Raw genomic sequence first — 14,969 nt, forward strand, 5'->3', positions numbered from 1 at the left:
GCACGATGAACGCGACACCCCACGACAGCGCCTACGCGCGTTTTTCCTCGGCCTTTCCCGCGTTGCTGTTGGCGCAGCTGGTGCTGGTGGCGGCGGCGGTGACCAATGGCATGGCCGGAGCAAGCTGGGACGCTAGCCAGCGCTGGGCAATTGCCGGGGTGGCGGTGCTGCAGGCGCTGGGTGTGCTGTTGCGCGCGGTGCCGGTGCTGCTGCTGCTGTCGTTGCCATTGCTGGCGATCCGGCAGCCACGCCTGCGGTTGATGGCACTGGCATTGCTGTGGTCGCTGTTCATCGTGGTCCAGTCGTTGCTGGACCAGTACTACCAGGTGGCGCATGTGCCGCTGGGTGCGGACCTGTTCGGTTACAGCGCGGCGGAAATACGCACCACGCTGGCCGATGGCGCCGCACTCAAGCCGCGCACGCTGCTGATGCTGTCTGCGCCGTTGCTGGCGTTGTGGCTGGGCCTGTGGTGGTGGGCGAGCCGCGCTGCGCCGGGGCGGCGTTGGCGCACGACGGTACTGCTGGTGGCCGGCCTGCTGTTGTGGCTGGCGCCGCTGTCGGCCGGGGCGGGCACGCTCAAGGATGACGCCGCACGCGAGCTGGCCAGCAACAAGCTGGCCTGGTTTGGCGCCGATGTGCGGCGCTGGTCCAGTCGCGGCAAATTGCCTTCCGCACCTGCCGACGCCAGCAGCAACAGTGTCGCTGCGACCGAGGCGGCGCTGGATCCCAAGTACCCGTTCCTGCGTGATGAACACACACCGGACGTGCTCGGTCCGCACTTCCGGCCAACCAGCGACGGACAGCCGCCGAACGTGGTGGTGATCGTGGTCGAAGGCCTGGGCCGCTCGTTCTCCGGGCCGCAGGCGTCGTTGGGCAGCTTCACCCCGTTCCTGGACGAGCTGGCCACGCGCAGCCTGTACTTCGACAACTTCCTGGCCAACCAGGGCCGCACCTTCGGCGTGCTGCCCACCCTGTTTGGTTCGGCACCGTTCGCCGACGAAGGTTTCACTGCGCTGGATGAGCAGATGCCGGCGCATCCGGGCCTGTTCAGCGTGCTGGGCCAGCAGGGTTATCACAGCGCGTTCTACAACGGCACCGATACCACCTTCGACAACGAGCGCGGTTACGTGGAGTTGCAGCAGGTACGCACGCTGGTGGACATGCACAACTTCGGTGACGGCTACCAGCGCAACCCGTTCAGTGCCTGGGGTTACCCGGACAAGGAGCTGGTCTCGCGGGTGCTGGCCGACAGCGGCACCTTGCAGACGCCGTTCGTGCTGGCCGTGCAGACCATCTCGATGCATACCAGCTACCAGTTCCCGGACCAGGAGCGCTACAAGGCGCTGTTCGAGCATCGCCTGGCCGAGCTGCGCATCAGTCCGGCGCAGCTGCCGGCTTATCGCGCGAATGCCGATATCTACAGCACCATCCTCTACACCGACGCGCAGCTGCGGCGTTACTTCGACGCGGTGAAGACCACGCCGTGGTACGCCAACACCGTGTTCGTGGTGACCGGCGACCACCGTCTGCCGGAGATTCCGATGGGCGAACACGTGGAACGCTACCACGTGCCTCTGCTGATTTTCTCGCCATTGCTCAAGCAGCCCAAGCGGGTTGCCGCGGTGTCCTCACAGCTGGATGTGACGCCGTCGTTGCTGGCGCTGCTGTCCAACACGTATGGCCTGAAGCGGCCACAGAAAACCGCGTGGCTGGGCACCGGGCTGGACATGGCCGAGAGCTTCCGCAACGTCCATCAGCTGCCGTTGAAGCAGACCAAGACCAGCGCGATGGAATACCTGGCCGACCGCTGGTGGCTGCGCGACGGCAAGTTGTACGAGTTGCAGGACGGCATGCACCTGGTGCCGGCCGCCGATGCAGCCGCGCGCGACTGGGTGGTGGGCCGCCTGCAGCGCTATCAGCAGGCCAATGCCGGCTTCATGGAGCAGCAGGCACTGACACCGGAAGGCGTGGCGCCGACCCTGGTGGCCTACCAGGCGCCACCGCCGGCGCCGGTGGTGGCCGCAGCGCCGGTGGCACGCGGCTTGTCGATGGAGTCGGCGCAGCTGGAAGCGGGTACCGGCAACGTGCAGCTCACGGCGGTGTTCAGCAACGGTGATGCACGGACCAGCCGCGTCTTCGTGCCCCTGGCGGTGATGGCCGGCCAGGATGGGCGTGAGCTGCTGGAGGTCTACGGCACCGCCGTGCAGTTGCCGGCGCATGGCCGCCAGCAGGTGCGGTTGCAGCTCAAGCCGGCGCAGCCTGCTGATTGCGGCGGGCGCTGTTATGTCTCGGTGTTTCCTTCGGACCCTGATACCGGCAAGGCGGTCGGTCAGGGCCGCTATCGCCTGCCATTGGACGTTGCCCCCGCTGCTGGAAGCCAACCATGAAGCTGTTTGCCCCGTTGCTGTTGTCCCTGTCGTGCCTGTTGCCGTTCACCAGTAAGGCCGCCAGCCGCGCGTTCTGGACCTGGGAGGCGGAGTCCTACGCGATGATCGAGGACCCCGCCGTGGCCACCGAAGCGATGGCCTATCTCAAGACCCAGCGCATCGACACGCTGTATCTGTACGCAGACGAGTTCAAGGGCCGCAACCTGATCGTGGAGCAGCCGCAGCTGTACCAGGCCTTCATCGAACGCATGCACGCGCAGGACATGAAGGTCTACGCGCTGCTGGGTTCGGCCTATCTCAATACCGAAAACTACGTGCTGCCGGCCTACCGCAAGCAGGCCGAAGCGATGTTCCGGCGGGTGGTCGAATACAACGCCTCGGTACCGGCAGCCGCGCGCTTTGATGGCGCCAACCTGGACATCGAGCCGCACATCCTGGACGAGTGGAATGACGACACGCGGCTACGGTTGCTGACCGGCTTCCTGGACATGAGCGATGCGGTGATGCGGATCAAGCGCGAGCACGGCGCGACCCTGGCGGTCGGTCCGGCGATCCCGTTCTGGCTCGACGGCATCGAGCTGGAGTGGAAGGGCAAGCTGCGCCCGGTCAGCGAGCACAGCATCGATGTGTACGACTACGTGGCACTGATGGACTACCGCGACAAGGCCGAGGGCAGCGACAGCATCCTTTCGCACGCGGCCAGCGAGATCGCCTACGCCAACAAGGTGGGCAAGAAGGTGGTGATCGGGCTGGAGGTGTCTTCCAACGACATCAACAAGGTCACTTTCTACGAAGAGGGCCCGAAGGTGTTCGAGCAGGAAGCGGCCAAGGTCGAGCGCGCGCTGGGCGGCGAGCCGTCGTTTGCCGGTTTCGCCATTCACCATTACCGCGCCTGGCGGCGCTGGGCCGAGCAGGACTGGGACTGACCGGCGCATGCCGCTGGAGCGGAGCCGCGCTCCGCTGTGGCGTTGCCGGGGATGGCACCTGCCGAGCATGGCTCGGCACTGCCGGCCCCGGCCGCACGGGTAGAGCAGACCCATGCTCCGCTGCGGCGTTGCCGGAGATGGCTCCTGCCGAGCATGGCCCGGCGCTACCGGCCTTCCGGCCCGCTTACAATGCGCGGCTATGGCAACCGGCGTGATTGAAATCTCCGAGCAGCTGGCGATACCGGAAACGGAGATCGTCGAACGCTTCGTGCGCGCCAGTGGCGCCGGCGGGCAGAACGTCAACAAGGTTTCCACCGCCGTCGAGCTGCGTTTTGACGTGGCCAACTCGCCGTCCTTGCCTGAACCGCTGCGCCTTCGCCTGCTGGCCCGGCGCGACCGGCGCATGACCAGCGAAGGCGTGCTGGTGATCGATGCACAGCGCTTCCGCACGCAGGACCGCAACCGCCAGGATGCGCGCGACCGTCTGGTCGCCTTCATCCAGGCCGGGCTGGCGGTGCCCAAGCCGCGTGTGGCGACCAAGCCCAGCTACGGCTCCAAGCTGCGCCGGCTGGATCAGAAAAAGGAACGCGCGCAGGTCAAGCGCGGCCGTTCAACACGCAACTGGGAGTAGTGTTTGAGTAATCCGAACCCAACGATTCCTGTCATTCCGCCGAGCATGCCGCAGGTCCGGGGCGGCGCGTTCACGCGCTGGCTGGGCCGCAGCATCCTGCGTCTGGGCGGCTGGCACATTCGTGGGCCGATTCCCGACCTGGCCAAGGCGGTGGTGATCGCCGCGCCGCATTCGTCCAACTGGGATGGGTTGTGGGGCCTGGCGGCAAAGATGGCACTGGGCCTGGAAGCGCGCATCCTGGGCAAGGACAAGCTGTTCTGGTGGCCGCTGAGCACCGTGCTGCGCCGGCTCGGGGTGGTGCCGCTGGACCGCAGCTCGCCGCAGGGCACCGTGGGCCAGGCGGTGGAGATGATCCGCACCAGCGAGCGGGTCTGGTACGCGCTGGCGCCGGAAGGCACGCGCAAGCCGGTCAAGGAATGGAAAGGCGGCTTCCTGAAGATCGCGCGGATGGCCGAGGTGCCGGTGATTCCGGCGTACTTCCACTATCCGGATCGGGTGATCGGCTTTGGCCCGCCCTTCCACACCAGCGGTGACGATGCCGCCGACATGGCCGCCATCCGCCAGTGGTACCGGCAGTGGATGGGCCGCAACCGCGGCACCGGCTGAACCGCTGCGGCAATGGCTGCGCGGTCATGCGCCAATATCGGCACATGCCGCAGATCGGCGAACGGAGTAGGGTTGCGAATCGATCCACGCCTGTTCCCAAGGAGCCGTTTCATGTCGCGTACCGTTGTTCTGGCCGCTGCCATCAGCCTTGCACTGGTGGCCTGTGGCAAGGAGTCCACCGCCCCCGTGAATACCAATGCCCCCGCCTCGGCCGGCCAGCCCGCCGACGCTTCGACCAACCCGTTCATGGCCGTGAGCACGCTGCCGTTCCAGGCGCCGGCTTTCGACAAGATCAAGGACAGTGATTACCTGCCGGCCTTCACCGAAGGCATGCGCCAGCACCTGGCGCAGATCAAGCAGATCACCGACAACACCCAGCCGGCGACGTTCGACAACACGCTGCTGCCGATGGAGCAGTCCGGTGAAATCCTGGACCGTGTCAGCCGCGTGTTCTTCAGCGTGGTGCAGGCCGATACCAACCCCGAGCGGCAGAAGATCCAGGAAGAAGTGGTGCCGAAGCTGGCCGCGCACAGCGATGCCATCTACCTCGATGCCAAGCTGTTCGAGCGCGTGAAGGCGGTCTATGACGCACGCGCCAGCGCCGGGCTCGATGCCGAGCAGCTGCGTGTGGTCGAGGAAACCTACAAGGGCTTCGTCAAGGCCGGTGCACAGCTCAACGACACCGACAAGGAAACGTTGAAGCAGTACAACGCCGAGGAAGCCACGCTCGCCAACGACTTCCACAACAAGCTGGTGGCAGCCACCGCCGCCGGTGCGGTGACCATCGAGGACAAGGCGCAGCTGGCTGGCCTGTCCGATGCCGACATCGCCGCCGCCGAGGAAGCCGCCAAGGGGCGCAAGCTCGACGGCAAGTGGGTGCTGAGCCTGCAGAACACCACCCAGCAGCCGGTGCTGACGTCGCTGCAGAACCGCGACGTGCGCGCCAAGGTGCTGGAAGCCTCGGAAACCCGCACCGAACACGGCGACGCCAACGACACCCGCAAGATCATCCAGCGCCTGGCCCAGCTGCGCGCAGCCAAGGCCAAGCTGCTCGGCTTCCCGAACTACGCCGCCTACAACCTCACCGACCAGATGGCGCAGAACCCGGCCAACGCGCTGAAACTGCTCACCGACACGGTGCCGGCGGCCACGGCCAAGGCACGCGGCGAGCTGGCCGAGATCCAGCAGGTGATCGACACGCAGAAGGGCGGCTTCAAGGCGGCTGCTTCGGATTGGGACTTCTACGCCGAGCAGGTGCGCAAGGCCAAGTACGACCTGGACGAGTCGCAGATCAAGCCGTACTTCGAGCTGGACAACGTGCTGCAGAACGGCGTGTTCTTCGCCGCCAACCAGCTGTACGGCGTGACCTTCAAGGAGCGCAAGGACCTGCCGGTGTACCACCCGGATGTGCGCGTGTTCGAAGTGACCGATGCCGACGGCAAGGCGCTGGCGCTGTTCTACGCCGACTTCTACAAGCGTGACAGCAAGTCCGGTGGCGCCTGGATGGACGTGTTCGTTGAACAGAACGGCCTGACCGGCACCCGCCCGGTGGTCTACAACGTGTGCAACTTCACCAAGCCCGCCGCCGGCCAGCCGGCGCTGTTGAGCTGGGACGACGTGACCACGATGTTCCACGAGTTCGGCCATGCGCTGCACGGCATGTTCTCCAACACCAAGTACCCGAGCGTGGCCGGCACCGGCGTGCCGCGTGACTTCGTCGAGTTCCCGTCGCAGTTCAACGAGCACTGGGCCTCGGACCCGAAGGTATTTGCCAACTACGCCAAGCACTACCAGACCAAGGAAGCGATGCCGCAGGCGTTGGTGGACAAGATCGCCAAGGCCAAGACCTTCAACCAGGGCTACATGACCACCGAATACCTGTCGGCGGCATTGCTGGACCTGGCCTGGCACACGCAGGGCGCCGACGCGCCGTTGCAGGATGTGGACAAGTTCGAAGCCGACGCGCTCAAGCATTTCAAGGTGGACCTGACGCAGGTGCCGCCGCGTTATCGCAGCAGCTACTTCGACCACATCTGGGGCGGTGGTTATTCGGCCGGTTACTACGCCTATTTCTGGGCGGAGATGATCGACCATGACGCCTTCGAGTGGTTCAAGGAGAACGGCGGCCTGACCCGTGAGAACGGCCAGGTGTTCCGCGACAAGATCCTGTCGATCGGCAACACCCGCGACCTGTCCACCGCCTACCGCGATTTCCGCGGCAAGGACCCGAGCGTGGAACCGCTGCTGCACAACCGGGGCCTGAAGTAATCGCGGCATCGCAGTGGTTTGATTGAAACGACGAACGGCAGGGAAAACCCTGCCGTTCGTGTGTGTGGCGTTGTTGCAGGAGCGGCGTAAGCCGCGAAGCCACTGACGTGCAACGGCGTTCTGCAGACTGCAATTGCAGACGCCTTGCATGCGTCACCGGTGCCAGTTTCGCGGCTTACGCCGCTCCTACAACAGCGGTTGTTACAACCGGCTGACCATCTTCAGCCGTACCTGCGAGGCGGCCACATCGTGGCGCTGTGCGGCCATCGCACACAGCCGATCCAGCAGTCCCTGCGGGTCGTGCAGCAGCGGGTCGGCATCATCGATGCGAACCGCAAGATGCCCCCACCAGAAAGGGTGGCCGTCAACGTAGATTTCGTAGCCGGCCACGTATTGGTGTTCGTGGTTCAGATCCATGGTGTTCATTGGCGATATCCGTCCGACCGCGCAGGAGCGGCCTTGGCCGCGAGGCTGGCATTGGTGAGGGCGGCATGACGCCTGCAATCACATGTGCCTTGGAGACGTTGTGCGTCACTGGCCTCGCGGCTTACGCCGCTCCTGCAGGTGCGTGTTTCAGGTGCCTACATGCACACGGTTGCCGACTTCATTGCAGCCCATGTGCTCCAGCGCCATCTCCAACGCCAGCACGTAGCTCTGTGCGCGGAAGCCCTGGGCCACGCCGAGACGATGGCCGTTCGCAGCAGGCAGGCGCGGTTCCTGGCCATCGTCGTCATGCACTTCGATGTAGGTGTTGTGCAGGCGCGGCAGCAGCCGTTGCAGGCGCGCACTGCGCACGCAGGCGCCGGGCGCGAGCAGGGTGATCTCGCCGGGGCTGTGGTCGGCCACGCACAGCGCTTCCAGCAGCTCCTGCTCGCAACGGCAGTTGCGCACGGCGATGCTGGTGCCGCTGTCCAGGGCGCGATGCACCAGCGACTTGAGCACTGCTTCGGGCAGCGGCGCGGCAGCGCGCTGCAACGGGCCGTTGCCCTGCGGGCCGCGCACGATATAGATCGACATGGCTCAGGCCTCCTGCGCTTGCAGGCGACGGGCGGCGATGGCCAGCGACAGGCGGCAGGCTTCATCGCGGGTGCTGCCGCAGACCAGCACTGCCGGTGCGTGCTGCGGATGCAGGTGGGTGTCCAGCGCATCGGCATCGCTGCGTGCGATCTCGATGTAGGGCACGGGCAGGGCATCCAGTGCCGCGCACAGGGCAGGGCCGTGCAGCGTCCATTGCTGTTCGTTGGCGGCTGCGGCTTCAATCAGCACCCAGGCCGGCTGGCTGCGGTGCGCATGCTGCAGGCAGCGCACCAGCGCCGGCAGCGAGTCGCAGTCCTGGCAGGACAGATCATGCCCGGCGATGCGGGCAGGCAGCGGCGAAGTATCCGGCGCGTTCGCGTCGCGTGCATGCCGGATCAACAGGATGGTCATGTGACACCTTTGCAAAGCGCCGATCGGCGCGGTGGTGGCACGATGCGCCTGCTGCCCGTAATGCCTCCATGCCGCACCACGCCGGCCCGCGTAAACAATGCGTAGCTTTTCGCGGCGGGAACTTACCCCGGCAGTGCCGGTCAACTGCCCAGCCCCTTTCCGGTGATCCCCCATGAACGCAGCCGCCCCTGCTCCCCGGCTTTCCCCCGTGCTTGCCTGGCTGCGCCGCGAGGCCCTGCCGCTGGCAGCGATGCTGCTGTTGCTGTGCGCCGCACGCGACAGCCTGGCCAATCATTACCAGGTGCCCAGCGGCTCGATGCAACCGACCCTGCAGCCCGGCGACCGGGTTGCCGTGGACATGCGCGCCTACGGCCTGCGCCTGCCCTTTACCGATGTGCAGCTGCTGGGTACCGGCCGTCCGCAGCGCGGCGACGTGGCGGTGTTCGATTCACCGGCCGAGGGCACGCGGCTGATCAAGCGCGTGGTGGCTGTGGGTGGTGACCGAGTGGAACTGCACGACGGCTACCTGAGCATCAACGGCCAGCCGTTGCAGCAGGCGCCGGCCAATGAAGCGTTTGGCAGCAAGCAGGTGCGTCTGGACCTGGACCAAGGTGGCGGCCCGGACATCAACGGCATCACCCTGCCCGAGGGCAAGCTGCTGGTGCTGGGCGATCACCGTGGCAACAGTTTCGACGGTCGCTTCTTCGGCCTGGTCGATGCCGATGCGGTCTACGGCAAGGCGCTGGCGGTGTACTGGCGGCGCGGAGAAGGGCCGCAGTGGCAGCGGCTGTAACGCAGCAGAAAACACAGAAGCCGGCACGGAAACGTCGCCGGCTTTTTCGTGGGCGACGAATCCTGCAGGAGCGTCTTCAGCCGCGAAGCTGGCCCGCCATCGGCCGCTTGCCGGCAACGGCATGGTCGGGATAGGCGGGCGGCTGCGCCCTGATCGCACACTCGCTTCGCGGCTGAAGCCGCACCTATGGTTGCGGCAAGTGGTATTACCAATAAATCAGGACTAACCCTATGGTCTAATAGAATCTTCGTTGAAACGGCGATTCAATCGCGGCTCGTTGGTCAGGTCATTGGTTTATTGGTAATACCAATGATCGTGACCACGGAATCTCCACCTGCGGGTGGGCCGCCTTTCGCCTTAGTCGAGAACCTGCATGCAGCCCTGGGAACAACTGTACGACCCCGCTGGCAACCTCTGGCTGTCCAGCCTGATCGCGCTGTTGCCGATCGCTTTCTTCTTCGTCGCCCTGGCCGTGCTGCGCATGAAAGGCTGGCTGGCCGGCACGATCACCGTGGTGATCGCGCTGGCCGTGGCGCTGCTGTTCTATCGCATGCCGCTGGAGCAGGCGCTGGGTGCGGCGGGCTTCGGCTTCATCTACGGCTTGTGGCCGATTGCCTGGATCATCATCGGCGCGGTGTTCCTGTACAAGGTTGCGGTCAAGACCGGCCAGTTCGCGATCATCCGCGCGTCGATCCTGTCGGTGACCGAGGACCAGCGCCTGCAGATGCTGATGGTGGGCTTCGCCTTCGGTGCGTTTCTGGAAGGTGCCGCCGGTTTTGGTGCGCCGGTGGCGATCACCGCCGCGCTGCTGGTCGGGCTGGGTTTCAAGCCGTTGTATGCCGCGGGCCTGTGCCTGATCGTCAACACCGCGCCGGTGGCGTTTGGTGCGATGGGCATTCCGATCATCGTCGCAGGGCAGGTGACCGGGCTGGATGCGTTCGAGATCGGGCAGATGGCCGGCCGCCAGCTCCCCTTCCTGACCCTGATCGTGCTGTTCTGGATCATGGCCATCATGGATGGCTGGCGCGGCGTCAAGGAAACCTGGCCGGCGGTGCTGGTGGCCGGTGGTTCGTTCGCCATCGCGCAATACCTGACGTCCAACTTCATCGGTCCGGAGCTGCCGGACATCACCGCGTCGCTGACCTCGCTGGTGTGCCTGACGCTGTTCCTGCGCCGTTGGCAGCCGCGCCGCATCTTCCGTTTCGAAACCGAGGCCAGCGCCGAAGCCGCCGCACAGGCGCTGGACGCACCGCAGTACAGCGCCGGGCAGATCACCAAGGCGTGGTCGCCGTTCCTGATCCTCACTGCGATGGTCACGCTGTGGAGCATCAAGCCGTTCAAGGCGCTGTTCGCCGCCGGCGGCCCGTTGCAGGACTGGGTGCTGAAGCTGCCGGTGCCGGGGCTGGATCAGCTGGTGCAGAAAATGCCGCCGATCGTAAACACGCCGACCGCGTATGAAGCGGTCTACAAGTTCGATGCGTTCTCGGCCACCGGCACCGCGATCATGCTGGCTGCAGTCATCACCATCGTTTACCTGCGCATGCCGGTACGTGCGGCGGTGCACACGTTCGGCGAGACGGTGAACGAGCTGAAGACGCCCATCTATTCGATCGGCATGGTGCTGGCCTTCGCCTTCATCGCCAATTACTCCGGTCTGTCGGCAACGCTGGCGTTGGCCCTGGCGCATACCGGTGATGCCTTCACGTTCTTCTCGCCATTCCTCGGTTGGCTGGGCGTGTTCCTGACCGGTTCGGATACGTCTTCCAATGCCTTGTTCTCGGCCTTGCAGGCCACCACGGCGCAGCAGATCGGCGTGTCCGAAGTGCTGCTGGTTGCGGCCAACACCACCGGTGGCGTCACCGGCAAGATGATCTCGCCACAGTCCATCGCCATCGCCTGTGCGGCGGTGGGCCTGGCCGGGAAGGAGGCGGACCTGTTCCGCTTCACCGTCAAGCACAGCCTGATCTTCACCGTGATGGTCGGCCTGATCACCACCGCGCAGGCGTACTGGCTGACCTGGATGATTCCCTGAGCCATGTCCGCGTCTGTTCGCCAACGTCGTGCAGCTTCGGGCCACAATGCCGGCATGAGTACGCAACGCATCTCCGACAAGGTGGCCGCGCAGCTGCGCGCGCTGGTGGATGAACAACAACTGCAGCCGGGCGACCGCCTGCCGGCCGAGCGTACCCTGGCGGTGCAGCTGGGCGTATCGCGCACCGCATTGCGCGAGGCCATCGCCCAGTTGGGCAGCCAGGGCCTGCTGGTGGCGCGGGTGGGCGGCGGCACCTTTGTTGCCGAGCCTGCCGCACGCGCGCGGCAGGCACTGGATGAACCTCTGGCACCGTACCTGCCGTTGTTCCAAGGCGATCCGGAATATCGCTTCGACGTGCTGGAAATACGCCACGCGCTGGAAGGCGCCACTGCCTGGCACGCCGCCCTGCGCGCCACCGACGCGGACCGCGCACGCATCGCGCAGGCGTTCCAGACGATGATGGATGCGCATGGCAAGGACGACCCGGCCGGCGAGGCGCAGGCCGATGCCGCGTTCCATCTCTCCATTGCCGAGGCCTCGCACAATCTGGTGTTGCTGCAGGTGATGCGCGGGCTGTTCGAGCTGTTGCAGACCAACATCTCGCAGAGCCGCGAGAAGCTTTACACGTCGACCACGACGTTCTCACCCCTGTCCAACCAGCACCGCGAAATGATGGATGCCGTGCTGGCCGGCGATCCCGAACGCGCGCGCGCCGCCGCGCACAACCACCTTGAGTTCGTGCACACCACGCTGCGCACGCTCGATGACAACGAAGCCCGGCGTGCGCGGGCCTCGCGTCTACCTTCCCCCCACGGTTGACCCATGATCATTTCCGCCTCCACCGATTACCGTGCGGCTGCGCAGCGTCGTCTGCCGCCGTTCCTGTTCCACTACATCGATGGCGGCGCGTATGCCGAGCACACGCTCAGGCGCAATGTTTCCGATCTGGCCGATATCGCGTTGCGCCAGCGCGTGCTGCGCGACATGTCCGAGCTGAGCCTGGAAACCGAGCTGTTCGGCGAGAAGCTGGCGATGCCGGTGGCGCTTGCGCCGGTCGGACTGACCGGCATGTACGCGCGCCGCGGCGAAGTGCAGGCTGCGCGCGCGGCCGACAGCCGTGGCGTGCCGTTCACCTTGTCCACCGTCTCGGTATGCCCAATCGAGGAAGTGGCACCGTCGATCAAGCGGCCGATGTGGTTCCAGCTGTACGTGCTGCGCGACCGTGGCTTCATGCGCAATGCGCTGGAGCGCGCGCAGGCGGCGGGCGTGACAACGCTGGTGTTCACCGTGGACATGCCGGTGCCGGGCGCGCGTTACCGCGATGCACATTCGGGCATGAGCGGGCCGAATGCCGGCATCCGCCGCATCGGCCAGGCGATGACCCACCCACGTTGGGCGCTGGACGTGGGACTGCTCGGTCGCCCGCATGACCTGGGCAACATCTCCGCCTATCGCGGCAGTCCGACCGGGCTGGAGGATTACATCGGTTGGCTGGGCAACAATTTCGATCCATCCATTTCGTGGAAGGACCTGGAGTGGATCCGCGAATTCTGGAAAGGCCCGATGGTCATCAAAGGCATCCTTGATCCGGACGACGCACGCGACGCGGTGCGCTTTGGTGCCGATGGCATCGTGGTATCCAATCACGGCGGTCGCCAGCTCGACGGCGTGCTGTCCACCGCGCGCGCGTTGCCGGCCATCGCCGATGCGGTGCAGGGTGACCTGAAGATCCTCGCCGACTCGGGCATCCGCAACGGCCTGGACGTGGTGCGCATGCTCGCGCTTGGCGCGGACAGCGTGCTGCTGGGCCGCGCCTTCGTCTATGCGCTTGCCGCGCAGGGCGAAGCAGGCGTGGCCAATCTGCTGGATCTGATCGCCAAGGAAATGCGCGTGGCGATGACGCTGACCGGCGCACGCCGCATTGCCGACATCAGCCGCGAATCGCTGGTCAACCTGGCATGAGCGTGCACGACGTACTGCTGGCGCAGTTGCGCGCGGCAGTTGGTGACACGCATGTACTGACCGGCGACAAAGCCACACGTCGCTTCCGCAAGGGTTATCGCTTCGGTGATGGCGCGGTGCTGGCGGTGGTGCGGCCGGGGACGTTGCTGGGAATGTGGCGTGCGCTGCAGGCCGCGGTGCAGGGTGGGGCGGCGATCATCCTGCAGGCGGCCAACACCGGACTGACCGGTGGCTCCACGCCCGATGGCGATGACTATGGCCGGCCGATCGTGCTGATCAGTACATTGCGCCTGACTGGTGTGCGGCTGCTCGACGGCGGCCGGCAGGTGCTGTGCCTGCCGGGCGCAACGCTGGACCGTCTTGAACAGACACTGGCGCCACTGGGGCGCGAACCGCATTCGGTAATTGGTTCCTCGTGCATCGGTGCCTCGGTGCTGGGTGGGGTGTGCAACAACTCCGGTGGCGCGCTGGTGCGGCGCGGGCCGGCTTACACCGAAATGGCGTTGTTCGCGCGTGTGGACAGTGCTGGTGAGCTGCAACTGGTCAATCACCTGGGTATCGCGTTGGGCGATACGCCGGAAGAGATACTGCGACGCGTTCAGAGTGGCGATTACAACGCGGCCGACGTGCAGCTGGAATGCGGCCGCGCCGCCTCCGATCCGCATTACGCCGAACAGGTGCGGCAGGTGGATGCGGACACGCCGGCACGTTTCAATGCCGATGCGAGCCGCCATTACGAGGCGGCGGGTTCGGCGGGAAAGCTCGCGGTGTTCGCGGTGCGGCTGGATACGTTTGCCAAGGAAGCGGCCGAGGTGTTCTACATCGGCAGCAACAAGACGCAGAGCCTGACCGCCATTCGCCGGCATCTGCTGACCGGTTTCGAGCGGTTGCCGATCAGCGGCGAGTACATCCATCGCGTCGCCTATGACATCGGCGAGCGTTACGGCAAGGACACCTTCCTGCTGATCGACAAGCTTGGTACTGCGCGGGTGCCTGCGGCGTTCGCGCTGAAGAGTCGCATCGATGGCTGGTTCGAGCGCATCGGGCTGCGCAGCGTCACCGACCGGGTGATGCAGGCATTGACGGGCTTGTTGCCCTCGCATCTGCCGGCGCGCATGGGTGAGTTCCGCCAGCGCTATGAACATCACCTGCTGCTCAAGGTGTCGGCGCAGGATGCGGCAGCGACCGAAGCCTGGTTGCAGGAGTTCTTCGCTGGGCATGAAGGCGGTTTCTTCCATTGCACGCCCGATGAGGGGCGCAAAGCCTTCCTGCATCGCTTCGCCGTGGCCGGTGCAGCGGTGCGTTACCGCGAAGTGCATCGCGCGCAGGTGCAGGACATCGTCGCGTTGGATATCGCGCTGCGCCGCGATGACCGTGAGTGGTTCGAGCAGTTGCCGGCCGATCTGGATGGACGCCTGCTGCACAAGCTCTACTACGGCCACTTCCTGTGCCACGTGTTCCATCAGGACTACATCGCCCGCAGGGGCGAAGATCCGATGGCGATCGAGCATGCGATGTGGATGCTGCTCGACGAACGCGGCGCCGAGTACCCGGCCGAACACAACGTAGGCCATCTCTACCCGGCCAAGCCGGCGCTGGCCGAGTTCTACCAACAGCTTGATCCGAGCAACACCTTCAACCCCGGCATTGGCCAGACCAGCAAGCAGCCGGGTTGGAAGGGCTGTGATTGCTGAGGCTTGCTCAAGCCTTTGCTTAAGCCTTTGCTTAAGCCCCTCTCCCGCGAGCGGGGCGATGCGGGCTTGCTTGCGAACCATTGGTTCGCAGCCCGTTGAGCGCCCCTGCGCTGGCGCAAGGGCCGGGGCGCGGAGCGGGGGTTGGGGTGAGGGAAAGCTTCTAGCTGGAAAGGCCAAGAGCCAAAGCTAAGAGCCAAAGCTGCCCTCATCCGCCCCTTCGGGGCACCTTCTCCCGAACACGG

Annotated in this window: 13 protein-coding genes; 10 read left to right on the plus strand and 3 right to left on the minus strand. The window is 65.6% G+C overall.

The window, feature by feature from the left end:
* Positions 1 to 5: 5 nt before the first annotated feature.
* From LR961_RS01865 to dcp, 5 genes are all read left to right on the plus strand, one after another.
* A complete protein-coding gene (locus LR961_RS01865) occupies positions 6 to 2,387 on the plus strand; it encodes an LTA synthase family protein (RefSeq protein WP_232146731.1) in 2,382 nt (793 codons plus the stop codon).
* Positions 2,384 to 3,313, plus strand: coding sequence for a hypothetical protein (locus LR961_RS01870; protein ID WP_232146732.1), 930 nt, complete (start codon positions 2,384 to 2,386; stop codon positions 3,311 to 3,313). The genes LR961_RS01865 and LR961_RS01870 overlap by 4 nt, the downstream gene beginning before the upstream one ends.
* A 199-nt stretch (positions 3,314 to 3,512) precedes the next feature.
* Positions 3,513 to 3,944 carry an alternative ribosome rescue aminoacyl-tRNA hydrolase ArfB gene (arfB, locus tag LR961_RS01875; protein WP_232146733.1) on the plus strand — a complete coding sequence of 144 codons (432 nt, stop codon included), beginning with the start codon at positions 3,513 to 3,515 and terminating at the stop codon, positions 3,942 to 3,944.
* Positions 3,945 to 3,989: 45 nt separating this feature from the next.
* Entirely contained in the window at positions 3,990 to 4,550 is a 561-nt protein-coding gene (locus tag LR961_RS01880) for a lysophospholipid acyltransferase family protein (protein WP_232149148.1), read from the plus strand.
* A 111-nt stretch (positions 4,551 to 4,661) separates the two neighbouring features.
* Positions 4,662 to 6,818 (plus strand): peptidyl-dipeptidase Dcp, encoded by a 2,157-nt coding sequence (gene dcp, locus LR961_RS01885; protein ID WP_232146734.1) that lies wholly within the window; start codon positions 4,662 to 4,664, stop codon positions 6,816 to 6,818.
* Positions 6,819 to 7,019: 201 nt separating this feature from the next.
* Here dcp and LR961_RS01890 read toward each other — a convergent pair whose 3' ends face one another.
* The 3 genes from LR961_RS01890 to LR961_RS01900 form a co-directional block, all read right to left on the minus strand.
* Entirely contained in the window at positions 7,020 to 7,244 is a 225-nt protein-coding gene (locus LR961_RS01890) for a hypothetical protein (RefSeq protein WP_232146735.1), read from the minus strand.
* 147 nt (positions 7,245 to 7,391) lie between these two features.
* Entirely contained in the window at positions 7,392 to 7,835 is a 444-nt protein-coding gene (locus LR961_RS01895) for a 3-dehydroquinate dehydratase (RefSeq protein WP_232146736.1), read from the minus strand.
* A gap of 3 nt (positions 7,836 to 7,838) precedes the next feature.
* Complete coding sequence (locus LR961_RS01900) at positions 7,839 to 8,246, minus strand: hypothetical protein (protein WP_232149335.1); 408 nt, start codon at positions 8,244 to 8,246, stop codon at positions 7,839 to 7,841.
* Between the two features lie 172 nt (positions 8,247 to 8,418).
* On the opposite strand from LR961_RS01900, the gene lepB reads away from it, so the two are divergent.
* From lepB to dld, 5 genes are all read left to right on the plus strand, one after another.
* The gene (gene lepB / locus LR961_RS01905) at positions 8,419 to 9,039 is read left to right on the plus strand and encodes a signal peptidase I (RefSeq protein ID WP_232146737.1); all 621 of its coding nucleotides are present in this window, start codon (positions 8,419 to 8,421) and stop codon (positions 9,037 to 9,039) included.
* A 373-nt stretch (positions 9,040 to 9,412) separates the two neighbouring features.
* The gene (lldP, locus tag LR961_RS01910) at positions 9,413 to 11,071 is read left to right on the plus strand and encodes an L-lactate permease (protein ID WP_232146738.1); all 1,659 of its coding nucleotides are present in this window, start codon (positions 9,413 to 9,415) and stop codon (positions 11,069 to 11,071) included.
* Positions 11,072 to 11,125: 54 nt separating this feature from the next.
* A complete protein-coding gene (gene lldR / locus LR961_RS01915) occupies positions 11,126 to 11,890 on the plus strand; it encodes a transcriptional regulator LldR (RefSeq protein ID WP_232146739.1) in 765 nt (254 codons plus the stop codon).
* Between the two features lie 3 nt (positions 11,891 to 11,893).
* Positions 11,894 to 13,033, plus strand: a complete 1,140-nt coding sequence (lldD, locus tag LR961_RS01920; RefSeq protein WP_232146740.1) for an FMN-dependent L-lactate dehydrogenase LldD — start codon at positions 11,894 to 11,896, stop codon at positions 13,031 to 13,033.
* The gene (gene dld / locus LR961_RS01925) at positions 13,030 to 14,727 is read left to right on the plus strand and encodes a D-lactate dehydrogenase (RefSeq protein WP_232146741.1); all 1,698 of its coding nucleotides are present in this window, start codon (positions 13,030 to 13,032) and stop codon (positions 14,725 to 14,727) included. The genes lldD and dld overlap by 4 nt, the downstream gene beginning before the upstream one ends.
* Positions 14,728 to 14,969: the final 242 nt, after the last annotated feature.

This window comes from Stenotrophomonas sp. SY1, assembly GCF_021202945.1.
Lineage (GTDB): Bacteria > Pseudomonadota > Gammaproteobacteria > Xanthomonadales > Xanthomonadaceae > Stenotrophomonas.

Bases quoted from the DNA above. Each gene is read 5' to 3' on its own strand.
- LR961_RS01895 (WP_232146736.1), bottom strand. From the start codon at position 7,835: ATGTCGATCTATATCGTGCGCGGCCCGCAGGGCAACGGCCCGTTGCAG.
- LR961_RS01870 (WP_232146732.1), top strand. From the start codon at position 2,384: ATGAAGCTGTTTGCCCCGTTGCTGTTGTCCCTGTCGTGCCTGTTGCCG.
- dcp (WP_232146734.1), top strand. From the start codon at position 4,662: ATGTCGCGTACCGTTGTTCTGGCCGCTGCCATCAGCCTTGCACTGGTG.
- LR961_RS01890 (WP_232146735.1), bottom strand. From the start codon at position 7,244: ATGAACACCATGGATCTGAACCACGAACACCAATACGTGGCCGGCTAC.
- LR961_RS01865 (WP_232146731.1), top strand. From the start codon at position 6: ATGAACGCGACACCCCACGACAGCGCCTACGCGCGTTTTTCCTCGGCC.
- lldD (WP_232146740.1), top strand. From the start codon at position 11,894: ATGATCATTTCCGCCTCCACCGATTACCGTGCGGCTGCGCAGCGTCGT.
- lepB (WP_232146737.1), top strand. From the start codon at position 8,419: ATGAACGCAGCCGCCCCTGCTCCCCGGCTTTCCCCCGTGCTTGCCTGG.
- arfB (WP_232146733.1), top strand. From the start codon at position 3,513: ATGGCAACCGGCGTGATTGAAATCTCCGAGCAGCTGGCGATACCGGAA.
- lldR (WP_232146739.1), top strand. From the start codon at position 11,126: ATGAGTACGCAACGCATCTCCGACAAGGTGGCCGCGCAGCTGCGCGCG.
- LR961_RS01880 (WP_232149148.1), top strand. From the start codon at position 3,990: ATGCCGCAGGTCCGGGGCGGCGCGTTCACGCGCTGGCTGGGCCGCAGC.
- dld (WP_232146741.1), top strand. From the start codon at position 13,030: ATGAGCGTGCACGACGTACTGCTGGCGCAGTTGCGCGCGGCAGTTGGT.
- LR961_RS01900 (WP_232149335.1), bottom strand. From the start codon at position 8,246: ATGACCATCCTGTTGATCCGGCATGCACGCGACGCGAACGCGCCGGAT.
- lldP (WP_232146738.1), top strand. From the start codon at position 9,413: ATGCAGCCCTGGGAACAACTGTACGACCCCGCTGGCAACCTCTGGCTG.